We start from the raw sequence: 21,631 nt of genomic DNA, 5'->3' as shown, positions 1-21,631 counted from the left end.
CGAGATTCAAGACCGTTATTTAAGATTTTTATTTTATAGCTCTATCTTCTACTATTTGATTGTGTTGAAGATGAACTTGATGTACTGCTAGAGCTACTACTTGAGCTTGGTGTAGATGAGAAACTACCAATAATACTTGACCAAGCATTTTGGTAATCTGCTTCACTTCCTCCAATAGCAAAGTGATAGCTTGTCGTAGGAGCTCCCGTCTTGGTAGCCCAATAGCTCGTTACAGTAGAACCTGAAAGATCCACTGTTCTTCCATTAACGGATACTTTGCCAGGCTTCTGCCCTGTTGATCTGAGGACCTGAGATTGAGTCACACTAGAATCAAGATTAAAGCGTTCATTGCCCCAAACACCAGGCTCAGCCTGTTGGATAGCATTGACCAAGTGGGCCATATATTTGGCATTTCGATAATGCCCAGCCCCCTTAGCCATTGGACGGTTGTCATCATGACCTAGCCAACCACCTAGAGTCAATCTTGGCGTCGAAAGCATGAGCCACATATTTTCATCTTCATTGGTTGTACCAGTCTTACCAATCCAGTCTGCACGAGCTAAGCTTGAATTGATAGAAGCCAAATCCGTTTGGAAACTTGAAGTGATCCGAGATGAAATCACCTCACGAAGCAAACTCTGCATAATCGTTGCTGTTGCCTTCGAATACACTTGAACTGGTTTGTCTTGGAATTCATAGATTACTGTGCCATCAGATGATTCAATCTTAGAAATCACATGTTTCTGATGGTAGACACCGTTATTAGCAAGTGTTTGATAACCATTGGTATGCTGGGCAACTGTAACTTCAATACCACCCCCCATAGGCAGACTTTCGATACCGTACTCTGGAATCTCGTAACCCATTTTCTCCATATAGCTCTTAACATCGACACCTTTTTCACGAAGCATGCGATAAGTCCAATAGGCTGGAATATTCCATGAATAGTTTAAAGCATCACCCAAATTGACCATATCTGTGCCTTTACTACTACCATGCACAATCGGACTACCATTTGCAAAATTTGTAGGATAATTTGACAATATGCTAGCACTTCCCATCAAACCTTGATCAATGGCAATTCCGTAGGCCAGCAAAGGCTTGGTTGTAGAGGCTGGTGAACGCTTGGTGTCAAAGGCGTGATTGTTTTGGTTAGTCTGGTAATTACGACCACCAACAAAGCCTAGAACAGCCCCCGTTTTATTGTCCATCAAAACATTCCCTACTTCAGGCTGCCCAGTCGAATCATCTACCAAATGACCATAGTTAGCAACTGCATTTTGCATGGCCGCATGGATTTTTTTATTGATCGTTGTAGTGATTTTGTAGCCACCATTACTTAGTTCCTGCTCAGCTCTCTCATGATAAGCCTTTCGAATCGCTTCATTTTTCAACTCTTGGTTAGAGACATTGTCCTGTCGAACTAAATAATCATACATACGGTCTGTCGCTTCAGCCATAGCTGTAAAGTAGAGATAATCCCTCGAAACAACATTGACAGTTCCTGATGGCAAGAAGTCTTGTTTGAGATTATAGTCCTTGTACTGGTCGTATTCTTCCTGAGTCAGAGCACCCGTGCGGTACATGTTGTAGAGAACATCCTTGGCCCGCTTCAAACCAAGTTCTAAGTCTTCATCACTCTTTAACTCTCCAGTATTTTCATAAGGGGAATAAGTAATCGGACTCTGTGGCAAACCTGCTAGGAAGGCAGCTTGGGGAATACTCAGCTTGTTAGCATCGATACCGAAAATCCCTTCAGCAGCTTGCTGGGCACCTGCAATATTCTGCCCTTTATGATTTCGACCAAAGGGAGCAACATTGAGATAAGTGGTCAAGATTTCATCCTTACTCATGCTGCGTTCCAAGGCAAGGGCATCAACAATTTCTGTAGCCTTACGAGCCAAAGTCGGAGCATCTCCGACCACTTGTTGCTTGATTAACTGTTGGGTCAAGGTCGAGCCCCCGCTAGATGAGCCCAAACCTGCAAAGGTTCCCAAAGTCGCCCGAATCACAGCTTTTGGCACAACCCCATTATGTTCAAGAAAATGTTCGTCCTCAGTTGCAACGATAGCCTTTTTGAGATTGTCTGATATTTCCTCAGATGAAACAGAAGTTCGCAGTAGGTCGCTCTCGATAGAAGCAATGACACTCCCATCTGCGTAAACAATTTCTGAGATGGAAGAAATATTTTTAACCTGCTTGACCAAGTCCTCCGATTGGGGAACCTTGGCCTTGTCAAACAAAGCAACTCCATAACCAAGAGCTACACCAGCACCAAAAAGCCCACCGATAAAGCCTAGAATAAAGAGAGTATTCAAAATTCCCTTGATAACAACTAAAATGCTACCTAGGATAGCCAGAACTTTCCCACCTGTCCCATCCGACTGCTTCTCTTCTGAGACTTTCTCTGATTTTTTATGATTTATTTTTGATTTTACTAGCTGGAAAAATTCCAGCATTTTTTGTTTTAATTCATTTAATTGATTTTGCATGGATTTCCTCACTGTAACTATTATACCATAAAAGGTAAACTTTCAATAAAATAGCCACTTTCTTCCCTATTCTACTAGGCTATTGCCCAAGTTTGTGATACAATAGATAGAAACAATATTTTTAAAAAGGAGAAAAGACACATGCACATTTTTGATGAGCTAAAAGAGCGTGGTTTGATTTTTCAAACGACTGATGAAGAAGCTTTGCGTAAAGCCCTAGAAGAAGGTCAAGTTTCTTATTATACTGGCTACGATCCAACTGCTGACAGCCTTCACCTAGGCCACCTTGTCGCAATCTTGACAAGTCGTCGCTTGCAGCTAGCAGGTCACAAACCCTATGCGCTCGTTGGCGGTGCTACAGGTCTCATCGGAGATCCGTCCTTCAAAGATGCTGAACGTAGTCTCCAAACAAAAGACACAGTAGATGGCTGGGTCAAGTCTATCCAAGGACAACTTTCTCGTTTTCTTGACTTTGAAAATGGGGAAAACAAGGCTGTCATGGTCAACAACTACGACTGGTTTGGCAGCATCAGCTTCATTGATTTCCTCCGTGATATCGGAAAATACTTTACTGTCAACTACATGATGAGCAAGGAGTCTGTGAAAAAACGGATTGAAACAGGAATTTCTTACACTGAGTTCGCTTACCAAATCATGCAAGGTTACGACTTCTTCGTCCTTAACCAAGACCACAACGTAACGCTTCAAATCGGTGGTTCTGACCAGTGGGGAAATATGACAGCTGGTACTGAATTGCTTCGTCGTAAAGCTGATAAGACTGGTCACGTTATCACTGTACCACTGATTACCGATGCAACTGGTAAGAAATTTGGTAAATCAGAAGGAAACGCCGTCTGGCTCAATCCTGAAAAGACTTCTCCATACGAAATGTACCAATTTTGGATGAACGTTATGGACGCTGACGCTGTTCGCTTCTTGAAGATCTTTACTTTCTTGTCACTCGATGAGATTGAAGACATCCGTAAACAATTTGAAGCAGCTCCACACGAACGTTTGGCACAAAAAGTCTTGGCTCGTGAAGTCGTTACTCTTGTTCACGGAGAAGAAGCTTACAAAGAAGCTCTTAACATCACTGAGCAACTCTTTGCAGGAAACATCAAAAATCTTTCTGTTAAAGAGCTCAAACAAGGACTTCGTGGAGTGCCAAACTACCAAGTTCAAGCAGATGAAAATCACAATATTGTGGAACTGCTCGTCTCATCTGGTGTGGTTAACTCAAAACGCCAAGCCCGTGAAGACGTCCAAAACGGAGCTATCTACGTCAACGGCGACCGCATCCAAGACCTTGACTATGTCTTGAGTGACGCAGATAAGTTAGAGAACGAACTGACTGTTATCCGTCGTGGGAAGAAAAAATACTTTGTTTTGACTTACTAAACTATTCAACATTTATCTATAAACAAAGGAGTTATCCTCGAGAAAGGTAACTCCTTTTTGCTGTTAATAAATCTCATCTATCTATTTTTAATAGACAGACTACGCAGTACAATGCGCAAGGTTGTTAGATTATGTAAGATAGAGAGATTTGAAGGACTGAGCCAATTAAATAAGCCAAAGCCAATCAAACTACTATTTACGACAACGGTATCTTGAATATTCTTCTTGATGAGTGTTTGCAAAGATGATGATAGCCAATCCAACTCTTGGAAGAAATCCAAGCGATTATCTAACAATAAGATATCGCTCATCTGCTTAGAAATGTCTGCACTCTCATTCATCACCACACCGATATCTGATAGGGTTAGAGCCGCTGAGTCATTCAATCCATCTCCAACCATCAAAATAGTGTGACCTGCTTTCTGCAGTTCCTCTACTAACTCAAATTTCCCATCAGGTTTCAAGTCTGTATGGACCTGATCAAAGGGCAAATCTTTGACTAATTCCTCTGTTCTAACCAGGGTGTCCCCTGTTGCCAGAATCAATTTTTTCCCTTGTGCCTTAAGTTTCTCCAAGGCTGCTTTTGCTTCTTTTCTCAAAGGAGTATGAATGCAGAACATTCCAATCAATTCATTCTGATAAGCCAAGAATAAGAGATTATAGTGACTCTTGTACTCTTCAATTAAAGCATTTTGTTCTGAACTGATATGAATTTGCTCATCCTGCATCAAGACATAATTCCCAATAACAACTGGTTGGCCATCAATATGTGACTTAATTCCCTTGCTTGCAATATATTGGAGTTTCCCATGCATTTCCTCATGTTCAATCCCCTCTATCTCAGCTTGCTTGACAATGGCATTAGCAATAGGATGATAAATGTGTTCCTCAAGACAGGCACTGATTCTGAGAATATCTTCCTCGCTATAATCCCCAAAAGGTAACACCTTTTCAACTATAGGATAGCTAGTTGTGATTGTTCCTGTCTTATCAAACAAGAAAGTATCAACTTCCAGATATTTCTCTAGAACATCTCCATCCTTGATCACCATTTCACGGTTCAACCCCTCTTTGATAGCTGTCAAATAAGCTACAGGAGTAGAGATTTTCAAAGCGCAGGAGAAATCGACCAATAGGAATGAAATAGCCTTAGAAAAAGAGCCCGTTAATAGGTAAGTCAGACCAGCCCCCAAGAAATTATATTTGACGACCTTGTCCGCCATCTTGATGAAATAGCGTTGTTTCGTTTTCTTGTTTTCTTCAGATTTCTTCATCAACTCAATCAGCTGTAAAATACGGCTGTTCATCTGATTATCGGTTACACGAATGCGTAGCTCCCCAGTCTCCAAGACTGTGTTTGCACAAACCGAATCAGACTCTCTTTTTTCAACTGGAAAACTCTCTCCCGTCAAGGAACTTTCGTTGACCATACCTAAACCTGAAACTACTTGTCCATCAAACAGAATTTCATTTCCTTGAGATAGGACCAAGACATCTCCTATTTGAACATCGGAACTCTTGATACTAACAACCGTATCGCCCTGTACTAGGAATACATCGCTCTCTTTTGCAAGAAGACTCTGTTCTAAATCTGTTGCAGTTTTTTTCAAGGACCACTGATCTAAATGATTCCCCAAATCAAGCATAAACATGATGTTGCTGGCAGTCTTGGATTGGTTCATAAACAAAGACAATAAAATAGCCGAACAGTCTAAGACTTCCATCGTTAGTTCCTTACGCGCTAGTGTTTGATAGGCTTCTTTAACATATCCAAAAGCCTGATAACAAGTCCATATATAGCGAATAGGAGACGGCACAAGACTACGAAAAAGCACACGCTTAATCGCTGCACCTGAAACGATAGAATAGGCACTCTCTTCTCTACGAACAGGAAGAGTCATCAACTCAGAAACTTTCCCTTTATCAATTCTTTTTAAAAAGGCTTCTGCATTATCTAATACAGAAAAGCCTTCTTTTATACGTAGAGTAAAGTGCTGTTGATCCATGTAAAACTGGATAGACTCAATCCCCTTTTCATCTCTCGCCAAGGAACGAAGATAGTCTTGAATATCCAAGGTGAGTGAAAAAGAAGATGATAGGCGGATATGTTGGTATCCTCTATGTAGCACTTTAAAAGACATATTATTCTCCTATAAGGCTATCTAATTGCTCTTCTTTTTTCTCTTGCTCGTACAAATATTTGGCATCTTGCAAAACATCGTCTCCATGTTGCTTCACAACAGAAACAGATGCATCTAGCTCGTCTTTCAACTTGTAAGCCTTAGCCAAAGCTTTAGAATAACCTTTTTTAGCTTCCTTACTTGCTAAGATTTTCAAACCAAGGGTACCAAATGCGACACCACCCAAAAATAATGAAGATTTTTTCGCAACTTTTGCGACGCTTAATACTTCTTTTAACATACTTATTTCCTCCTTATCATTATTATATAGCAATTTAGATATAAAAGCAATTCCATTTTATAAATTGGAGAATTATACTCAATGAAAATCAAAGAGCAAACTAGGAAACTAGCCGCAGGCTGTACTTGAGTACGGCAAGGCGACGTTGACGTGGTTTGAAGAGATTTTCGAAGAGTATTAGTTTTATTTCTACTGAATCTCCCATCTACTCACTCCTAAAGTTGCTTTCATTTGCCTCTTTTGATACACTTAAATTATGAATACAAACCTCAAACCCAAACTTCAGCGTTTTGCTTCTGCGACTGCCTTTGCCTGTCCTATCTGTCAAGAAAATCTGACTCTGGTAGAGAGCAGTCTCAAATGCAACAATCGCCATTCTTTTGACTTGGCTAAATTTGGCTATGTCAATCTGGCACCTCAAATCAAGCAATCTACCAACTACGACAAGGAAAATTTTCAAAACCGTCAACAAATCCTAGAAGCTGGTTTTTACCAGGCTATTCTAGAGGCCGTCTCTGATTTACTTGCAAGCTCAAAAACTGCCACAACAATCTTGGATATTGGTTGTGGCGAAGGTTTCTACTCTCGTAAACTCCAAGAAAGTCATCCTGACAAAACCTTCTATGCCTTTGACATTTCAAAAGATTCTATCCAAATCGCTGCCAAGAGCGAACCTAACTGGGCAGTCAATTGGTTCGTTGGCGACCTGGCTCGTCTTCCTATAAGAGACGCCAGCATGGATATCCTGCTTGATATCTTCTCACCTGCTAACTATGGAGAATTTCGTCGCGTTTTATCCAAAGACGGCATCTTGATAAAGGTTATTCCAACTAAAAATCACCTCAAGGAAATCCGTCAGAAGGTACAAGACCAGTTAACAAACAAGGATTATTCCAACCAAGATATCAAAAATCATTTCCAAGAACACTTTACCATCCTATCTAGTAAAACTGCCTCTCTAACTAAGACTATCACAGCAGATCAGCTCCAAGCCCTACTCAGCATGACCCCTCTACTCTTTCACATCGACCAGAGCAAGATTGACTGGAGCAACTTGACAGAGATTACCATTGAGGCTGAGATTCTGGTTGGGAGAGTACTATAATTGACACAAAAAACCGCATTTTAAAAAGATCTGCGGTTTTAAATTTCAATTTTTAAACTATCGATCCCAAAAGTCTAAAACATTTAAAGCTTTTAGCTTCTCCATTTATTTTCGATTCGAAATAAAAAACTTATCAATAAATAGCAAGTGGAATAAGGCAAGTGTAATTCCCGATAAGCACCCATGATAAGAGATTTCTTGATGGGTAAGGGGGTAAAGATTACTATTACCCGCCAAGAGGCATGTTAAAATAACAAATAGAATCCAAAATAAATCCGTCCATTTATATTTTGAAAAATATTTTTTCCACATAAGAACACCTTCTTTCCTATAATCATATTATAATACTTTGTGTAAGCGAATACAAGAGATATGAGGTAATCAACTACGAAGAAATATAAGGCTGAAGACAGTAAAAACCAGCATTTTAAGCGTTTAAGGTGTCTATGATTTCTATCTTTTTAAGACAAGATTGACCCAAATCCACAGCATTTAAAAAAGCGAATTTCAATCGAAATTCGCTTTATAGGAAAGTGTATTGGTATAAATCTTGTATCTTAGTTCAAGTGCCAGATATCTTCGTTATACTGAGCGATTGTACGGTCAGATGAGAAGAATCCTGCTTTAGAAATGTTAACGATGACTTTATCCAACCATGCGTCACGGTCTTCATAGTCAGCAAGCATTTGCTCTTTGACTTTGATGTAGTCTTCCAAGTCAAGAAGAGTCATGAACCAGTCTTTGTTGATCAATTCATTGTAAAGACGTTCCAAGCGCTCCTTGTTTCCAGCTGCAAGAACTGCATCGCTAACGATGAAGTCAACCAATGGTTTGATAGCTTCACGAGCGTAGAATTCGCTTGATTTGTAAGCTGCTTTTTCGTAAAGGTCGATAACAGTTTCTGAATCTTCACCAAAGATGTAGATATTTTCGTCTCCAACCAACTCAGCGATTTCCACGTTAGCACCGTCCATAGTACCAAGAGTCAAAGCTCCGTTCAACATGAATTTCATGTTACCAGTACCTGAAGCTTCTTTAGAAGCAAGTGAGATTTGTTCTGAGATATCACATGCTGGGATAAGGAAGCTTGCTGCAGTAACGTTGTAGTTTTCAACCATAACTACTTGCAAGTGTGGAGCTACTGCTGGATCGTTAGCAATAACTTCTGACATGCAAAGGATCAAGTGGATGATGTCTTGAGCGATTGTGTAGGCTGGAGCTGCTTTACCACCAAAGAAGATTGTGATTGGACGAGCAGGGATGTTACCAGCTTTGATATCAAGGTATTTGTGGATGACGTACAAAGCGTTCATTTGTTGGCGTTTGTACTCGTGAAGACGTTTGATTTGGATATCAAAGATAGAGTTTGTATTGATTTCCACACCTTGGTGTTCTTTCAAGTGACGAGCCAATTTACGTTTGTTGTGAGCCTTGATGCTTTCCAATTTTTCTTTGACAGCTGCTTTGTCTTCATAAGACAAGAGTTTTTCAAGCTCATCTGCTTCATGGTGCCAACCTTCTCCAATAATCTCATCCAAGTAGTGAGATAGTCTTGGGTTAGCATGCATGAGCCAACGACGGAAAGTGATACCGTTTGTTTTGTTGTTGAATTTTTCTGGGTAAAGGTCGTAGAAGGCTTTCAATTCAGAGTTCTTCAAGATTTCAGTGTGGAGTGCTGCTACCCCGTTAACACTGTATCCGTAGTGGATATCCATGTGAGCCATGTGAACACGCCCACTCTCATCGATAATTTGAACAGCTGGATCTTTGTATTCTGCTTTCACGCGACGGTCCAATTCTTCGATGATTGGTACCAAGTGAGGAACCACTTCTTGCAAGAATTCAAGAGGCCATTTTTCAAGAGCTTCAGCAAGGATTGTGTGGTTAGTGTAGGCAGTCATGCTACGAACGATTGAGATTGCTTCGTCAAGCTCGATACCACGTGCAGTCAAAAGACGGATCAATTCAGGGATAACCATTGATGGGTGAGTATCGTTGATTTGTACAACTGCGTAGTCAGCAAGGTCATGCAAGTTGCTTCCTTTTTCGATTGCTTCGTCGATGATCAATTGCGCACCGTTTGAAACCATGAAGTATTGTTGGAAGATACGGAGCAATTCACCTTGACGGTCACTATCATCTGGGTAAAGGAAAAGAGTCAAGTTGTGAGCGATGTCCGTCTTGTCAAAGTTGATACCGTCTTTAATGATTGAAGAGTCAACTGAATCCAAGTCAAACAAACGCAAGCGGTTCTTAGTTTCTGTCTTGTAACCAGGTACATCGATATCGTAAAGAGTTGATGTCAATGTGAAGTGAGCAAATGGCACTTGGTAGCTACGGCTTGAGCGAACCAACCAGTTTTGCTCTGTCAACCATGCATTTGGAATTGTTTCTTGTTGGTTATTTTTAAGAACTTGTTGGAAAAGACCGTAGTGGTAGTTAAGACCAACACCGTCACCGTTCAAACCAAGAGTAGCAATTGAATCGATAAAGCAGGCAGCCAAACGTCCCAAACCACCATTACCAAGAGATGGTTCCAATTCAACTTCTTCAACTTCGATCAAGTCTTTACCTGCAGCTGCAAGTTCTTTTTTAACATCGTCGTAAAGACCAAGGTTGATCAAGTTGTTTGACAAAAGTTTACCAATCAAGAACTCAGCTGAGATGTAGTAAACTTTTTTCTTACCAGTGTTAACTGGTTTTTGACTACTTGCAAGCTTGCTGTAGTTAAGAAGAGCCAGGTAAAGCTCTTCATTGCTACATTCTGCAATGGTTTTATTGTAACGATTTTGTACAAATTCTTGTAGTGATAACATGTTTAAGGTGTCTCCTGATATTGTATTATTTCTTTAATTCTACCAAATTTTCATTGATTCGGCGATAGATTGTTGTCAAGTCAAGCAAGCCTTCCTCGACAACTGGTGTCAATTGATCTTCAGTCATACGCCAAGACCAGTTTCCACCAAGAGTAGATGGGAAGTTCATACGAGCTGCCTCATCCAATTCTAGCAAATCTTGCATAGTTGCGATTGCCATGAAGCTAACTGATGAAAAGACTGTACGAAGCATAGCATGTGGCACTGTTTCGTATTCTTTACGGTTAGTGTAGCGAGCCATGTATTCACGAGTCGCATCATCGATCTCGTTACGGTACCAACCAAGGACCGTATTGTTATCGTGTGTTCCTGTGTACATAACTGAGTTAGCAGGTGCCAAGTGTGGGCTATCGATGCTTTCGTCTTCTGGGTTGAAGGCAAATTGAAGAATCTTCATTCCTGGGAAGCCAGTACGTTCACGCAATTCGATAACTTCGTCTGTCATGAAACCAAGGTCTTCTGCGATGATGTTTAACTCACCAAGTTCTTCCTTAACAGCTGCAAAAAGCTTGTAGCCAGGACCTTTCACCCACTCACCAGGTGCTGCTGTATCAGAACCAGCAGGGATTTCCCAGTAAGATTCGAAGCCACGGAAGTGGTCGATACGAACGATGTCGTAGATTTTGAAGCTTTCACGCAAGCGTTCAATCCACCATTTGTAACCGTCTTTGTCCATTGCTTCCCAGTCATAGATTGGGTTACCCCAAAGCTGACCAGTTGCAGAAAACTCATCTGGCGGGCATCCTGCGATGCAAGTAGCCTTACCGTTGACATCTGTCTTGAAGAGATGTGGATTTGCCCACATATCGCTTGAATCTTCCGCTACGTAGATTGGCATGTCCCCAACGATTTCGATGTGGTTGTCGTTAGCGTAAGCTTTCAATTTCAACCATTGTTGGAAGAAGAAATATTGAGTCACACGGTGGTAAACCAACTTGTCTGCCAATTGCTCACGGTAGCTTTCAAGTACTGAAGCTTTACGAGCACGAGCATCTGCATCTGGCCATTCAGTCCAAGCAAGATTGTCAAAATGCTCTTTGATAGCCATATACTCTGCAAAGAGTTCAAGCCATGATTGGTTGTCTTGAGCAAATTTCTCAAAATCTTTAACATCTCCCACTTCCAAGAAACGTTTTACCGCTTTTTCTAAAAGAGGACGACGTGCATAGTAGATTTTCGCATAATCAACTTCAGACGCATCACTACCAAAGTCAACCCCTTCAAGGTCACTTGCTTGCAACAAGCCTTGTTCCACCAAGATATCTAAATCGATAAAATGAGTGTTCCCTGCGAAGGCTGAGAAAGATTGGTAAGGAGAATCTCCGTAACTAGTTGTCCCTAGTGGAAGGATTTGCCAGTAACGTTGTTTTGTGCGAACCAAGAAATCAACGAAGTCGTAAGCACTTTTACCAAATGATCCGATTCCGTATGCTCCTGGAAGAGAAGAAATGTGCATCAACACACCACTTTGACGTTTTTTCATAATAAGCACCTCGTGTGTTTATAGTTAGATATTACATTTTTATGAACGCAAACGTTTGCGCTATTACTAGTATAGCTTATTTTCTTGATAAATGCAAGCGGTTTTAAATAACTTTTTTGATTATTTTTTAAAAATTTTTTCTTCTTACTCGTATATATATTCTTTCAGGAAGCAAACAAAATAGGAATAAGGCTTTCACTTATCTTATTAAGCAAAAATAAAGTGAGAATCCTCTCTACTTTCCATTTGTAAATTAGGCAATCGTTTTCCCAACTTTTTTTAAATTTAAAACAAAACCGATTTTTGGGATTTTCTACTATTATAAACAAATAAAACGCTTACCCTTTTCGTGAATTTTTTTTAAAATTTTTACAAAAAACACTTGCAACCGCTTTCCAATTGTGCTATACTAGTCCCATAAAGGAAAACGTTTGCGTTTCCTCATTATAAAATTTGTTATTCTTTAGGAGGAATACACTATGTCATCTAAATTCATGAAGAGCGCTGCTGTGCTTGGAACTGCTACACTTGCTAGCTTGCTTTTGGTAGCTTGCGGAAGCAAACCTGCTGAAAAAGCTGCTGATGCTGGTTCATCTGAAGCGAAAGAAATCACTCTTTACGTTGAAGACCAATACAAAGCTTTTGCTGAATCAGCTGCAAAAGCTTACGAAAAAGAAGCTGGCGTAAAAGTGACTATCAAAACCGGAGACCAAATGGGTGGTCTTGACAACCTTTCTCTAGATAACCAATCTGGTAAAGCTGCTGACGTTATGATGGCACCATACGACCGTGTAGGTAGCCTTGGTACTGACGGCCAACTTTCAGAAGTTAAATTGAGCGACGGCGCTAAAACAGATGATAAAACTAAATCTCTTGTAACAGCTGCTGACGGTAAAGTTTACGGTGCTCCTGCCGTTATCGAGTCACTTGTTATGTACTACAACAAAGACTTGGTAAAAGAAGCTCCAAAAACATTTGCTGACTTGGAAAACCTTGCTAAAGATAGCAAATACGCATTCGCTGGAGAAGATGGAAAAACTTCTGCTTTCCTAGCTGACTGGACAAACTTCTACTTTGCATACGGACTTCTTGCTGGTAACGGCGGTTACGTATTCGGACAAAACGGTAAAGATGCTAAAGACATCGGTCTTGCCAACGACGGCGCTATCAAAGGTGTAGAATACGCTAAATCTTGGTATGAAAAATGGCCTAAAGGTATGCAAGATACTGAAGGAGCTGGAAACCTAATCCAAACTCAATTCCAAGAAGGTAAAACAGCTGCTATCATTGACGGACCTTGGAAAGCTAAAGCCTTCAAAGACGCTAAAGTAAACTACGGTGTTGCAACTATCCCAACTCTTCCAAACGGAAAAGACTACGCAGCATTCGGTGGTGGTAAAGCTTGGATCATCCCATCAAGCACTAAAAACCTTGAAGCTGCTCAAAAATTTGTAGACTTCCTTGTTTCAACTGAAGAACAAAAAGCCTTCTACGATACAACTAACGAAATCCCAGCTAACACTGAAGCTCGTTCATACGCTGAAGGTAAAAACGATGAGTTGACAACAGCTGTTATCAAACAGTTCAAGAATGCTCAACCAATGCCAAACATCTCTCAAATGTCAGCTGTTTGGGACCCAGCTAAAACAATGTTGTTTGAAGCTGTAAGTGGTAAGAAAGATGCTAAAACAGCTGCTAACGATGCTGTAACATTGATCAAAGAAACAATCAAACAAAAATTTGGTGAATAAAAAATTTGTTCAAGGGGGGTGGAATTCAAATCCCCCTTTGAATTTATCAATAAAAAACATATATAGTTTAGGTTTTGATTAGAAACCAGTATCCTATGAAAGGAGTTATTATGGAAAAGCAACAACCTAGTAGAGCAGCCCTGCTGTCTATCATTCCTGGGTTAGGACAGATTTACAATAAACAAAAAGCCAAAGGTTTTATCTTCCTTGGTGTAACCATCGTATTTGTCCTTTATTTCCTAGCACTTGCAGCCCCTGAATTGAGCAACCTCATCACTCTTGGTGACAAGCCAGGTCGTGATAATTCCCTCTTCATGCTGATTCGCGGTGCCTTCCATTTAATCTTTGTAGTTGTTTATGTACTCTTTTATTTCGCAAATATCAAAGATGCACATACAACTGCCAAACACATTAATAATGGTATTCCAGTAGCACTTACCTTTAAAGAAATGGTCAAAGGAATCTATGAGAATGGTTTCCCTTACCTCTTAATCATTCCATCTTACATTGCCATGACTTTTGCGATTATCTTCCCAGTTATCGTAACCTTGATGATCGCCTTTACCAACTACGACTTCCAACACTTGCCACCAAACAAATTGTTGGACTGGGTTGGTTTGACCAACTTTACAAACATCTGGAGCTTGAGTACCTTCCGTTCTGCCTTTGGTTCTGTTCTTTCTTGGACTATCATCTGGGCTTTATCTGCCTCAACTTTACAGATCGTGATTGGTATCTTCACAGCTATCATTGCTAACCAACCATTTATCAAAGGAAAACGTATCTTTGGTGTTATTTTCCTTCTTCCTTGGGCTGTCCCAGCCTTCATCACTATCTTGACATTCTCAAACATGTTTAATGATAGTGTTGGTGCTATCAACACTCAAGTCTTGCCGATCTTTGCTAAATTCCTTCCTTTCCTTGATGGGGCTCTTATCCCTTGGAAAACAGACCCTACTTGGACTAAGGTTGCCTTGATTATGATGCAAGGTTGGCTTGGATTCCCATATATCTACGTTTTGACTTTGGGTATCTTGCAATCTATTCCTAACGACCTTTACGAAGCAGCTTATATTGACGGTGCTAATGCTTGGCAAAAATTCCGCAACATCACTTTCCCAATGATCTTGGCTGTTGCAGCACCTACTTTGATTAGCCAATACACCTTCAACTTTAACAACTTCTCTATCATGTACCTCTTCAATGGTGGAGGTCCTGGTAGTGTCGGAGGAGGAGCTGGTTCAACAGATATCTTGATTTCATGGATCTACCGTTTGACAACAGGTACATCTCCTCAATACTCAATGGCGGCAGCTGTTACCTTGATTATCTCTATCATTGTCATCTCAATCTCTATGATCGCATTCAAGAAACTACACGCATTTGATATGGAGGATGTCTAAGATGAATAACTCAATTAAACTCAAACGTAGACTGACTCAAACCCTTACTTACCTCTACTTAATTGGCCTATCAATCGTGATTATCTATCCACTTTTGATTACCATCATGTCAGCCTTTAAAGCAGGTAACGTCTCAGCCTTTAAACTAGATACTAATATCGACCTCAATTTTGATAACTTTAAAGGTCTCTTCACTGAAACCTTGTACGGTACTTGGTACCTCAACACTTTGATTATCGCCTTAATTACTATGGCTGTTCAAACAAGTATTATCGTACTTGCTGGTTATGCTTATAGCCGTTACAATTTCTTGGCTCGTAAACAAAGTTTGGTCTTCTTCTTGATTATCCAAATGGTGCCAACAATGGCCGCTTTGACTGCCTTCTTCGTTATGGCACTTATGTTGAACGCCCTTAACCACAGCTGGTTCCTCATCTTCCTTTATGTTGGTGGGGGTATCCCGATGAATGCTTGGCTCATGAAGGGCTACTTCGATACAGTGCCAATGTCTCTAGACGAATCTGCAAAACTAGACGGTGCAGGACACTTCCGCCGCTTCTGGCAAATTGTTCTTCCACTTGTTCGCCCAATGGTTGCCGTACAAGCTCTCTGGGCCTTCATGGGACCTTTTGGAGACTATATCCTCTCTAGTTTCTTGCTTCGTGAGAAAGAATACTTTACTGTTGCCGTAGGTCTCCAAACCTTCGTTAGCAATGTGAAAAACATGAAGATTGCCTACTTCTCAGCAGGTGCTATCCTCATCGCCCTTCCAATCTGTATTCTCTTCTTCTTCCTACAAAAGAACTTTGTTTCAGGACTTACAAGTGGTGGCGACAAGGGATAATATATCCCCGCCACCCTTTTTCATTTTATACTCTTCGAGAATCTCTTCAAACCACGTCAGCTTCACCTTGCCGTAGTACGGTTACTGACTTCGTCAGTTCTAACCACAACCTCAAAACAGTGTTTTGAGCAACCTGCGGCTAGATTCCTAGTTTGCTCTTTGATTTTCATTGAGTATTAGCGATTGTTACTGTAAGTAATACCCTTACAACAAGCAATTTTTCTCCTAGACTTGAAATAAAGCACATTTCTCTATATAATAATACTCATATAGAAAACACCTTTTAGAAAGATACCTATGCTTCCATATCCATTTTCCTATTTTTCAAGTATTTGGGGATTTCGTAAGCCCCTGTCCAAACGTTTCGGACTCAACTGGTTCCAACTTCTCTTTACCAGTATCTTCCTTATCAGCTTATCTATGGTACCTATTGCCATCCAAAACAGCTCGCAGGAGACTTATCCGCTAGAAACCTTTATCGATAATGTCTATGAACCATTGACAGATAAGGTTGTACAGGATCTCTCTGAACATGCTGCAATTGTTGATGGCAAATTAACTTATACCGGAACAGCTAGTCAAGCGCCTTCTATTGTGATTGGTCCAAGTCAAAGCAAGGAATTACCTAAGGACTTGCAACTGCATTTCGATACGAATGAGCTCGTCATCAGCAAGGAAAGTAAAGAGCTGACCCGTATCTCTTACCGAGCGATTGAGACTGAGAGTTTCAAAAGTAAAGACAGCTTGACCCAAGCCATTTCTAAAGACTGGTACCAGCAAAATCGTGTCTATATCAGTCTCTTCCTAGTTCTCGGTGCGAGCTTCCTCTTTGGTTTGAATTTCTTTATCGTCTCTCTAGGAGCGAGTCTTCTCCTTTATATCACTAAGAAATCACGCCTCTTTTCATTTAGGACCTTTAAAGAGTGCTACCATTTTATCTTGAACTGTTTAGGATTACCAACTCTGATTACACTTATTTTGGGACTCTTTGGCCAAAATATGTCAAACCTCATCACTGTACAAAACATTCTTTTTGTTCTGTATCTGGTCACTATCTTTTATAAAACGCATTTCCGTGATCCAGATTACCATAAATAGGAGATTTTTATGCCCGTTACGATTAAAGATGTGGCCAAGGCTGCTGGTGTTTCACCTTCAACCGTAACCCGTGTTATTCAAAATAAATCAACCATTAGCGACGAAACAAAAAAACGTGTTCGCAAGGCTATGAAGGAGCTCAATTACCACCCCAACCTCAATGCTCGTAGCTTGGTAAGTAGCTATACCCAAGTTATCGGCTTGGTGCTTCCTGACGACTCAGATGCCTTCTATCAAAATCCTTTCTTCCCATCTGTCCTCCGTGGTATTGCCCAAGTCGCCTCTGAAAACCACTACGCCATTCAGATCGCGACAGGTAAAGACGCCAAAGAGCGACTCAAAGCTATTTCCCAGATGGTTTACGGCAAACGTGTAGATGGTTTGATTTTCCTCTATGCCCAAGAAGAGGACCCTTTGGTTAAGTTAGTAGCAGACGAGCAATTTCCTTTCCTTATCTTAGGTAAATCTCTATCTCCCTTCATTCCACTTGTCGATAATGACAATGTCCAAGCTGGTTTTGATGCGACAGAGTATTTCATCAAAAAAGGATGCAAGCGAATTGCCTTTATCGGAGGTACTAAGCGACTCTTCGTAACACAAGACCGTCTGACAGGTTACGAGCTAGCTCTAAAACAATACCAACTTCCTCTCGATACTAATCTGACTTACTTTGCTACTGAATTTCTTGAAGATAATGGTTATCGCTTTAGTAGACTTCTCTTCAAACACGATCCAAATATTGACGCTATTATTACCATTGATAGTCTCCTTGCTGCAGGGGTCTGTGATTACATCGCAAAACACCAACTGGATGTCCCTGTCCTCAGCTTCGACTCAGTCAATCCCAAGCTCAACTTGGCAGCCTATGTCGATATCAATAGTTTGGAGCTTGGTCGTGTTTCCTTTGAAACTATTCTCCAGATCATCAATGATGCTAAAAGCAATAAACAAATTTGTTATCGCCAGTTGATTGGACATAAAATTGTTGAAAAATAAAAACCAGCTCGCGCTGGTTTTTTAGTTACTAATTTTCTGTTTCAACGAATCGTCCCAAAATATGAACATTCTCAGATACAGAGACAAAGGCACCTGGGTCCACCTGTTTCATAATCTGTTTAAATTCATTAAACTCTGCACGTGTAATGACAGTGATTAAAACTGCCTTTCTTTCGTGATTATAGGTTCCTTCTGCATCGTGGATCATGGTTGCTCCGCGGTGCAATTTTTTATGGATTTTTTCAATAACCTTCACTGGATGATTGGTCACAATCATAGCCTGCATGCGTTTTTGCTTGGTAAAGACCGCGTCTGTCACCCGGCTAGAGACAAAGATGGTAATCATAGAGTAAAGAGCGTATTTCCAACCAAAGGTCAAACCCGCTATCAGCATGATAGTCCCATTTACCAAGAAAGAAATACTACCGACATTCCTCCCCGTTTTCTTGCGAATGGTCAGACTGACAATATCCGTCCCACCACTGGAGATATTATTGCGAAGAGCAAAACCAATCCCCAAGCCCATGACAACACCCCCAAAAAGGGCATTGATAATGGGATCCTCAGTCAAGGTCGCCACAGGCACAAACTGGATAAAGAAGGAACTCATGGATACCGTGATGAAGGTAAAGACGGTGAACTTATGCCCAATCTGATACCAAGCCAAGACCATCAAAGGAAAATTAATGGCGTAAAAGGTTAGCGAAATCGGGATATGAAAACCAAACCAGTGATTACTCAAGGCAGAGATAATCTGTGCCAGACCTGTCGCACCACTCGAATACACATGACCTGGTTGGAAAAAGAAATTGACCGCTACTGCTGATAAAAATCCATAGACCAGAGAGGCCGAAATCTTCTCATCATATTTTTCGCGAGAGATGCTTTGTAAGACACGTAAAATTTTTATCTGATGAGCAAAGCGGCGCAGATAATAGCGCCACCGCTTAATTCGTTTTGCTTGTTTCATCTTCTTCTACTTGTAAGCTGAGTTCCTCTAGTTGTTTGAGAGCTACTGTTGAAGGAGCTTGTGTCATTGGGTCACTTGCCTTATTGTTCTTAGGGAAGGCAATAACTTCACGAATATTTTCTTCTCCTGCTAAGAGCATGACAAATCGGTCAAGCCCGATAGCCAAGCCACCGTGTGGTGGGAAACCATAGTCCATGGCTTCAAGAAGGAAACCAAACTGGTCATTTGCTTCTTCGGCTGAGAAACCAAGAGCCTTGAACATACGTTCTTGAAGGTCTTTTTGGTTGATACGAAGGCTACCACCACCAAGTTCATAACCGTTCAAGACAATATCGTAAGCAATGGCACGAACCTTCGCCAAATCACCTTCTAATTCGTGAGCAGTCTCTTCCTGTGGTAGAGTAAATGGATGGTGGGCGCTCATGTAACGACCTTCTTCTTCAGACCATTCAAACATTGGCCAGTCAACAACCCAAAGGAAGTTGAATTTATCATTATCAATCAAACCAAGCTCTTTGGCAATACGTCCACGAAGGGCACCAAGCGTTGCATTAGCCACTTCAAGCGTATCCGCCACAAAGAGAACCAAGTCCTTATCTTCAAGAGCAAGCGCTGTTGTCAATTCTGCTTGGATGCTAGTCAAGAACTTGGCAACTGGTCCGTTTAATTCTCCATCAACCACCTTGACCCAAGCAAGACCTTTGGCACCATACTGTTTGGCTACTTCGGTCATCTTGTCGATGTCTTTACGTGAATAGTTGTCCGCAGCTCCTTTGACCACAATTGCTTTTACAGCAGGTGCTTCTGAAAAGACTTTAAAGTCTACACCTTTGACTACTGCTGTCAGGTCCTGAAGCAACATGTCAAAACGGGTATCTGGCTTGTCAGAACCGTAAAGAGCCATAGCATCATCATATTTCATACGAGGAAATGGAAGCGTCACTTCGATGCCTTTAGTTTCTTTCATCACGCGCGCAATCAAACCTTCTGTGATATCTTGGATTTCTTGTTCAGTAAGGAAAGACGTTTCCAAGTCAACCTGGGTAAACTCAGGCTGGCGGTCACCACGCAAGTCCTCGTCACGGAAACATTTAACGATTTGATAGTAACGGTCAAAACCAGCATTCATCAAGAGCTGTTTCGTGATTTGTGGACTTTGAGGAAGCGCGTAAAAATGCCCTTTATTAACACGAGACGGCACCAAGTAGTCACGCGCCCCTTCAGGAGTTGACTTAGAAAGGAATGGTGTCTCCACGTCAATAAACTCCAACTCATCCAAGTAGTTGCGGATAGAGTGGGTCACCTTGGCACGAAGTTTAAGATTTTCCAACATTTCTGGACGACGAAGGTCAAGGTAACGGTAACGCAAACGTGTATCGTCATTGGCCTCAATGCCATCCTTAATCTCAAATGGGGTTGTTTTAGCTGTATTCAGTACTGTCAGAGCTGTCACGTTTAGCTCGACTGCACCAGTTGGCAACTTATCATTGGCTTGCTCACGCGCAGCGACCTGTCCAGTCACCTCTATAACAAATTCGCTACGAAGGCTTTCAGCTGTTGCCATGACCTCTGCAGATACTTTTTCAGGGTTGATAACCAACTGCATGATTCCTTCACGGTCACGAAGGTCGATAAAGATCAAACCACCAAGGTCACGACGACGGCCTACCCATCCTTTCAAGGTCATTTCTTGTCCGATGTGTTCCTCACGAACACGACCAGCATACATACTACGTTTCATTGTTTCTCTCCTCTTTTATTCTGTTACTATTTTACCATAAAAGCGCAGGCTCTTCATGAAAATCAGCAGAAAAGTTTGCCTGTCTTTAAAAATCAAATGAAGGAGCTAAAAATTAGCGCCCATACAAAAATCCGATGAAGTTCACCGGACTCTTTTATTTTGAATTTTTGCCTGCTTTACGCTTTTCAGCGATTTCGGCTGCCTTTCTCGGCAAGACAATTTCCGTTGTATAAGCTGTCCCAAAGCGCAAGACACCTGCAATAGGGGCAAAGACGACTGCTAGATAGTTGTAGAAGAAATCGCCCTTAAAGGCATAAGCTAGCGCTCCAATGATGAAAAATAGAACAACTGCCTGAATCACTGCTAATAAAATTACTCGTTTCATGTGACCTCCTGACTCTATTATAGCATGAGTATCATCAAAAAGCCGATTAAATTATTCAAAGCGTGGAGAGAAATACTGTAGACCAGACCTTTTCTGCTAATATAAGCCAAGCCCAAACTAAAACCAAGGCTAAAATAGACAAAAAATTGTTGCACATCACCTGGGAAATGAATCAAGGCAAACAGAACACTGGATACCAGAAGAAAAATCAGAGTTTGTTTCCTATTGTCCTGCTTAGGAAAGAGATAGCGTGCCAACATCCCCCTAAAGATAAGTTCTTCCGTCAAAGGAGCAAAGACCACCACCATAAAGAAACCAAATGCAGGCTGTTCCACTGTCAGTTGAGATACGATTTGTTGACTGACCGACGGATCTTCTGGTAAAAAGAACTGGGCTGTAATAGCCACTAGCAAAACCAGAGTAGGCAACCAGATATGACGATTAAAAGCTGTTGTCTGGATGCTAACCTTTTCTGTCTGATACCATCTGTAAACTCCATAAACATAGGCCCCTGACAGGGCGATATAAAGTGGTAAAACTCCATATATCGAAGCCCCTAGTCCAAGAGCTGACAGAGCCATACTCTGAACCAGACCATAGATAAAGAAAAAGGATAGAAAAGCTAGAAGAAACCAGCCAAGGTTTTTAAGTAATTTCATATAAATCTC

The 21,631-nt window shown here is 41.1% G+C and carries 17 protein-coding genes; 7 read left to right on the top strand and 10 right to left on the bottom strand.

Annotated features, from left to right (window positions below; translation table 11 throughout):
* Window positions 1–41: 41 nt before the first annotated feature.
* Window positions 42–2,492: a penicillin-binding protein PBP1B gene (pbp1b, locus tag D8855_RS07600; protein WP_125416809.1), complete on the bottom strand. Its 2,451-nt coding sequence runs from the start codon at window positions 2,490–2,492 to the stop codon at window positions 42–44.
* A 141-nt stretch (window positions 2,493–2,633) separates the two neighbouring features.
* On the opposite strand from pbp1b, the gene tyrS reads away from it, so the two are divergent.
* Window positions 2,634–3,890: a tyrosine--tRNA ligase gene (gene tyrS, locus D8855_RS07595; RefSeq protein ID WP_000546884.1), complete on the top strand. Its 1,257-nt coding sequence runs from the start codon at window positions 2,634–2,636 to the stop codon at window positions 3,888–3,890.
* A 77-nt stretch (window positions 3,891–3,967) separates the two neighbouring features.
* On the opposite strand, the gene D8855_RS07590 is transcribed toward tyrS, so the two are convergent.
* Complete coding sequence (locus D8855_RS07590) at window positions 3,968–6,031, bottom strand: heavy metal translocating P-type ATPase (RefSeq protein WP_125416807.1); 2,064 nt, start codon at window positions 6,029–6,031, stop codon at window positions 3,968–3,970.
* Window position 6,032: 1 nt separating this feature from the next.
* On the bottom strand, window positions 6,033–6,311 hold the full coding sequence (locus D8855_RS07585) for a DUF6110 family protein (protein ID WP_000910903.1): 279 nt from the start codon (window positions 6,309–6,311) through the stop codon (window positions 6,033–6,035).
* A gap of 256 nt (window positions 6,312–6,567) precedes the next feature.
* On the opposite strand from D8855_RS07585, the gene D8855_RS07580 reads away from it, so the two are divergent.
* Window positions 6,568–7,416: a putative RNA methyltransferase gene (locus D8855_RS07580; RefSeq protein ID WP_049502287.1), complete on the top strand. Its 849-nt coding sequence runs from the start codon at window positions 6,568–6,570 to the stop codon at window positions 7,414–7,416.
* 105 nt (window positions 7,417–7,521) lie between these two features.
* Here D8855_RS07580 and D8855_RS10830 read toward each other — a convergent pair whose 3' ends face one another.
* The 3 genes from D8855_RS10830 to malQ all read right to left on the bottom strand — a co-directional run bounded on the left by D8855_RS10830 (window position 7,522) and on the right by malQ (window position 11,775).
* On the bottom strand, window positions 7,522–7,728 hold the full coding sequence (locus D8855_RS10830; protein WP_000265676.1) for a hypothetical protein: 207 nt from the start codon (window positions 7,726–7,728) through the stop codon (window positions 7,522–7,524).
* Window positions 7,729–7,973: 245 nt separating this feature from the next.
* Window positions 7,974–10,232: a glycogen/starch/alpha-glucan family phosphorylase gene (gene glgP, locus D8855_RS07570; protein WP_020903394.1), complete on the bottom strand. Its 2,259-nt coding sequence runs from the start codon at window positions 10,230–10,232 to the stop codon at window positions 7,974–7,976.
* A gap of 25 nt (window positions 10,233–10,257) precedes the next feature.
* A complete protein-coding gene (gene malQ / locus D8855_RS07565) occupies window positions 10,258–11,775 on the bottom strand; it encodes a 4-alpha-glucanotransferase (protein ID WP_070479571.1) in 1,518 nt (505 codons plus the stop codon).
* 479 nt (window positions 11,776–12,254) lie between these two features.
* On the opposite strand from malQ, the gene D8855_RS07560 reads away from it, so the two are divergent.
* From D8855_RS07560 to D8855_RS07535, 5 genes are all read left to right on the top strand, one after another.
* Window positions 12,255–13,526: an extracellular solute-binding protein gene (locus D8855_RS07560; RefSeq protein ID WP_084862202.1), complete on the top strand. Its 1,272-nt coding sequence runs from the start codon at window positions 12,255–12,257 to the stop codon at window positions 13,524–13,526.
* 110 nt (window positions 13,527–13,636) lie between these two features.
* On the top strand, window positions 13,637–14,929 hold the full coding sequence (locus tag D8855_RS07555; RefSeq protein ID WP_084862200.1) for a sugar ABC transporter permease: 1,293 nt from the start codon (window positions 13,637–13,639) through the stop codon (window positions 14,927–14,929).
* 1 nt (window position 14,930) lies between these two features.
* On the top strand, window positions 14,931–15,773 hold the full coding sequence (locus D8855_RS07550) for a sugar ABC transporter permease (RefSeq protein ID WP_004236955.1): 843 nt from the start codon (window positions 14,931–14,933) through the stop codon (window positions 15,771–15,773).
* A gap of 297 nt (window positions 15,774–16,070) precedes the next feature.
* Complete coding sequence (locus tag D8855_RS07540) at window positions 16,071–16,871, top strand: DUF1189 domain-containing protein (RefSeq protein ID WP_125416803.1); 801 nt, start codon at window positions 16,071–16,073, stop codon at window positions 16,869–16,871.
* Between the two features lie 9 nt (window positions 16,872–16,880).
* Window positions 16,881–17,867, top strand: a complete 987-nt coding sequence (locus D8855_RS07535; protein WP_020903391.1) for a LacI family DNA-binding transcriptional regulator — start codon at window positions 16,881–16,883, stop codon at window positions 17,865–17,867.
* A gap of 28 nt (window positions 17,868–17,895) precedes the next feature.
* Here the strand turns inward: D8855_RS07535 and D8855_RS07530 are convergent, their stop codons facing one another.
* The 4 genes from D8855_RS07530 to D8855_RS07515 form a co-directional block, all read right to left on the bottom strand.
* A complete protein-coding gene (locus D8855_RS07530; protein WP_000806281.1) occupies window positions 17,896–18,837 on the bottom strand; it encodes a YitT family protein in 942 nt (313 codons plus the stop codon).
* Window positions 18,815–20,578, bottom strand: coding sequence for an aspartate--tRNA ligase (gene aspS, locus D8855_RS07525; protein WP_125416801.1), 1,764 nt, complete (start codon window positions 20,576–20,578; stop codon window positions 18,815–18,817). The genes D8855_RS07530 and aspS overlap by 23 nt, the downstream gene beginning before the upstream one ends.
* 154 nt (window positions 20,579–20,732) lie before the next feature.
* Entirely contained in the window at window positions 20,733–20,963 is a 231-nt protein-coding gene (locus D8855_RS07520) for a hypothetical protein (protein WP_000832184.1), read from the bottom strand.
* 17 nt (window positions 20,964–20,980) lie between these two features.
* Window positions 20,981–21,622: a CPBP family intramembrane glutamic endopeptidase gene (locus tag D8855_RS07515; protein ID WP_049510885.1), complete on the bottom strand. Its 642-nt coding sequence runs from the start codon at window positions 21,620–21,622 to the stop codon at window positions 20,981–20,983.
* Between the last annotated feature and the right edge of the window lie 9 nt (window positions 21,623–21,631).

This window comes from Streptococcus mitis, from assembly GCF_003942685.1.
Classification (GTDB): Bacteria; Bacillota; Bacilli; order Lactobacillales; family Streptococcaceae; genus Streptococcus; species Streptococcus mitis_CD.
Note: the sequence above shows the minus strand (reverse complement) of the source record. Positions and strands in the feature narration are given on the sequence as shown.

Bases quoted from the DNA above. Each gene is read 5' to 3' on its own strand.
- pbp1b (WP_125416809.1), bottom strand. From the start codon at position 2,492: ATGCAAAATCAATTAAATGAATTAAAACAAAAAATGCTGGAATTTTTC.
- tyrS (WP_000546884.1), top strand. From the start codon at position 2,634: ATGCACATTTTTGATGAGCTAAAAGAGCGTGGTTTGATTTTTCAAACG.
- D8855_RS07590 (WP_125416807.1), bottom strand. From the start codon at position 6,031: ATGTCTTTTAAAGTGCTACATAGAGGATACCAACATATCCGCCTATCA.
- D8855_RS07585 (WP_000910903.1), bottom strand. From the start codon at position 6,311: ATGTTAAAAGAAGTATTAAGCGTCGCAAAAGTTGCGAAAAAATCTTCA.
- D8855_RS07580 (WP_049502287.1), top strand. From the start codon at position 6,568: ATGAATACAAACCTCAAACCCAAACTTCAGCGTTTTGCTTCTGCGACT.
- D8855_RS10830 (WP_000265676.1), bottom strand. From the start codon at position 7,728: ATGTGGAAAAAATATTTTTCAAAATATAAATGGACGGATTTATTTTGG.
- glgP (WP_020903394.1), bottom strand. From the start codon at position 10,232: ATGTTATCACTACAAGAATTTGTACAAAATCGTTACAATAAAACCATT.
- malQ (WP_070479571.1), bottom strand. From the start codon at position 11,775: ATGAAAAAACGTCAAAGTGGTGTGTTGATGCACATTTCTTCTCTTCCA.
- D8855_RS07560 (WP_084862202.1), top strand. From the start codon at position 12,255: ATGTCATCTAAATTCATGAAGAGCGCTGCTGTGCTTGGAACTGCTACA.
- D8855_RS07555 (WP_084862200.1), top strand. From the start codon at position 13,637: ATGGAAAAGCAACAACCTAGTAGAGCAGCCCTGCTGTCTATCATTCCT.
- D8855_RS07550 (WP_004236955.1), top strand. From the start codon at position 14,931: ATGAATAACTCAATTAAACTCAAACGTAGACTGACTCAAACCCTTACT.
- D8855_RS07540 (WP_125416803.1), top strand. From the start codon at position 16,071: ATGCTTCCATATCCATTTTCCTATTTTTCAAGTATTTGGGGATTTCGT.
- D8855_RS07535 (WP_020903391.1), top strand. From the start codon at position 16,881: ATGCCCGTTACGATTAAAGATGTGGCCAAGGCTGCTGGTGTTTCACCT.
- D8855_RS07530 (WP_000806281.1), bottom strand. From the start codon at position 18,837: ATGAAACAAGCAAAACGAATTAAGCGGTGGCGCTATTATCTGCGCCGC.
- aspS (WP_125416801.1), bottom strand. From the start codon at position 20,578: ATGAAACGTAGTATGTATGCTGGTCGTGTTCGTGAGGAACACATCGGA.
- D8855_RS07520 (WP_000832184.1), bottom strand. From the start codon at position 20,963: ATGAAACGAGTAATTTTATTAGCAGTGATTCAGGCAGTTGTTCTATTT.
- D8855_RS07515 (WP_049510885.1), bottom strand. From the start codon at position 21,622: ATGAAATTACTTAAAAACCTTGGCTGGTTTCTTCTAGCTTTTCTATCC.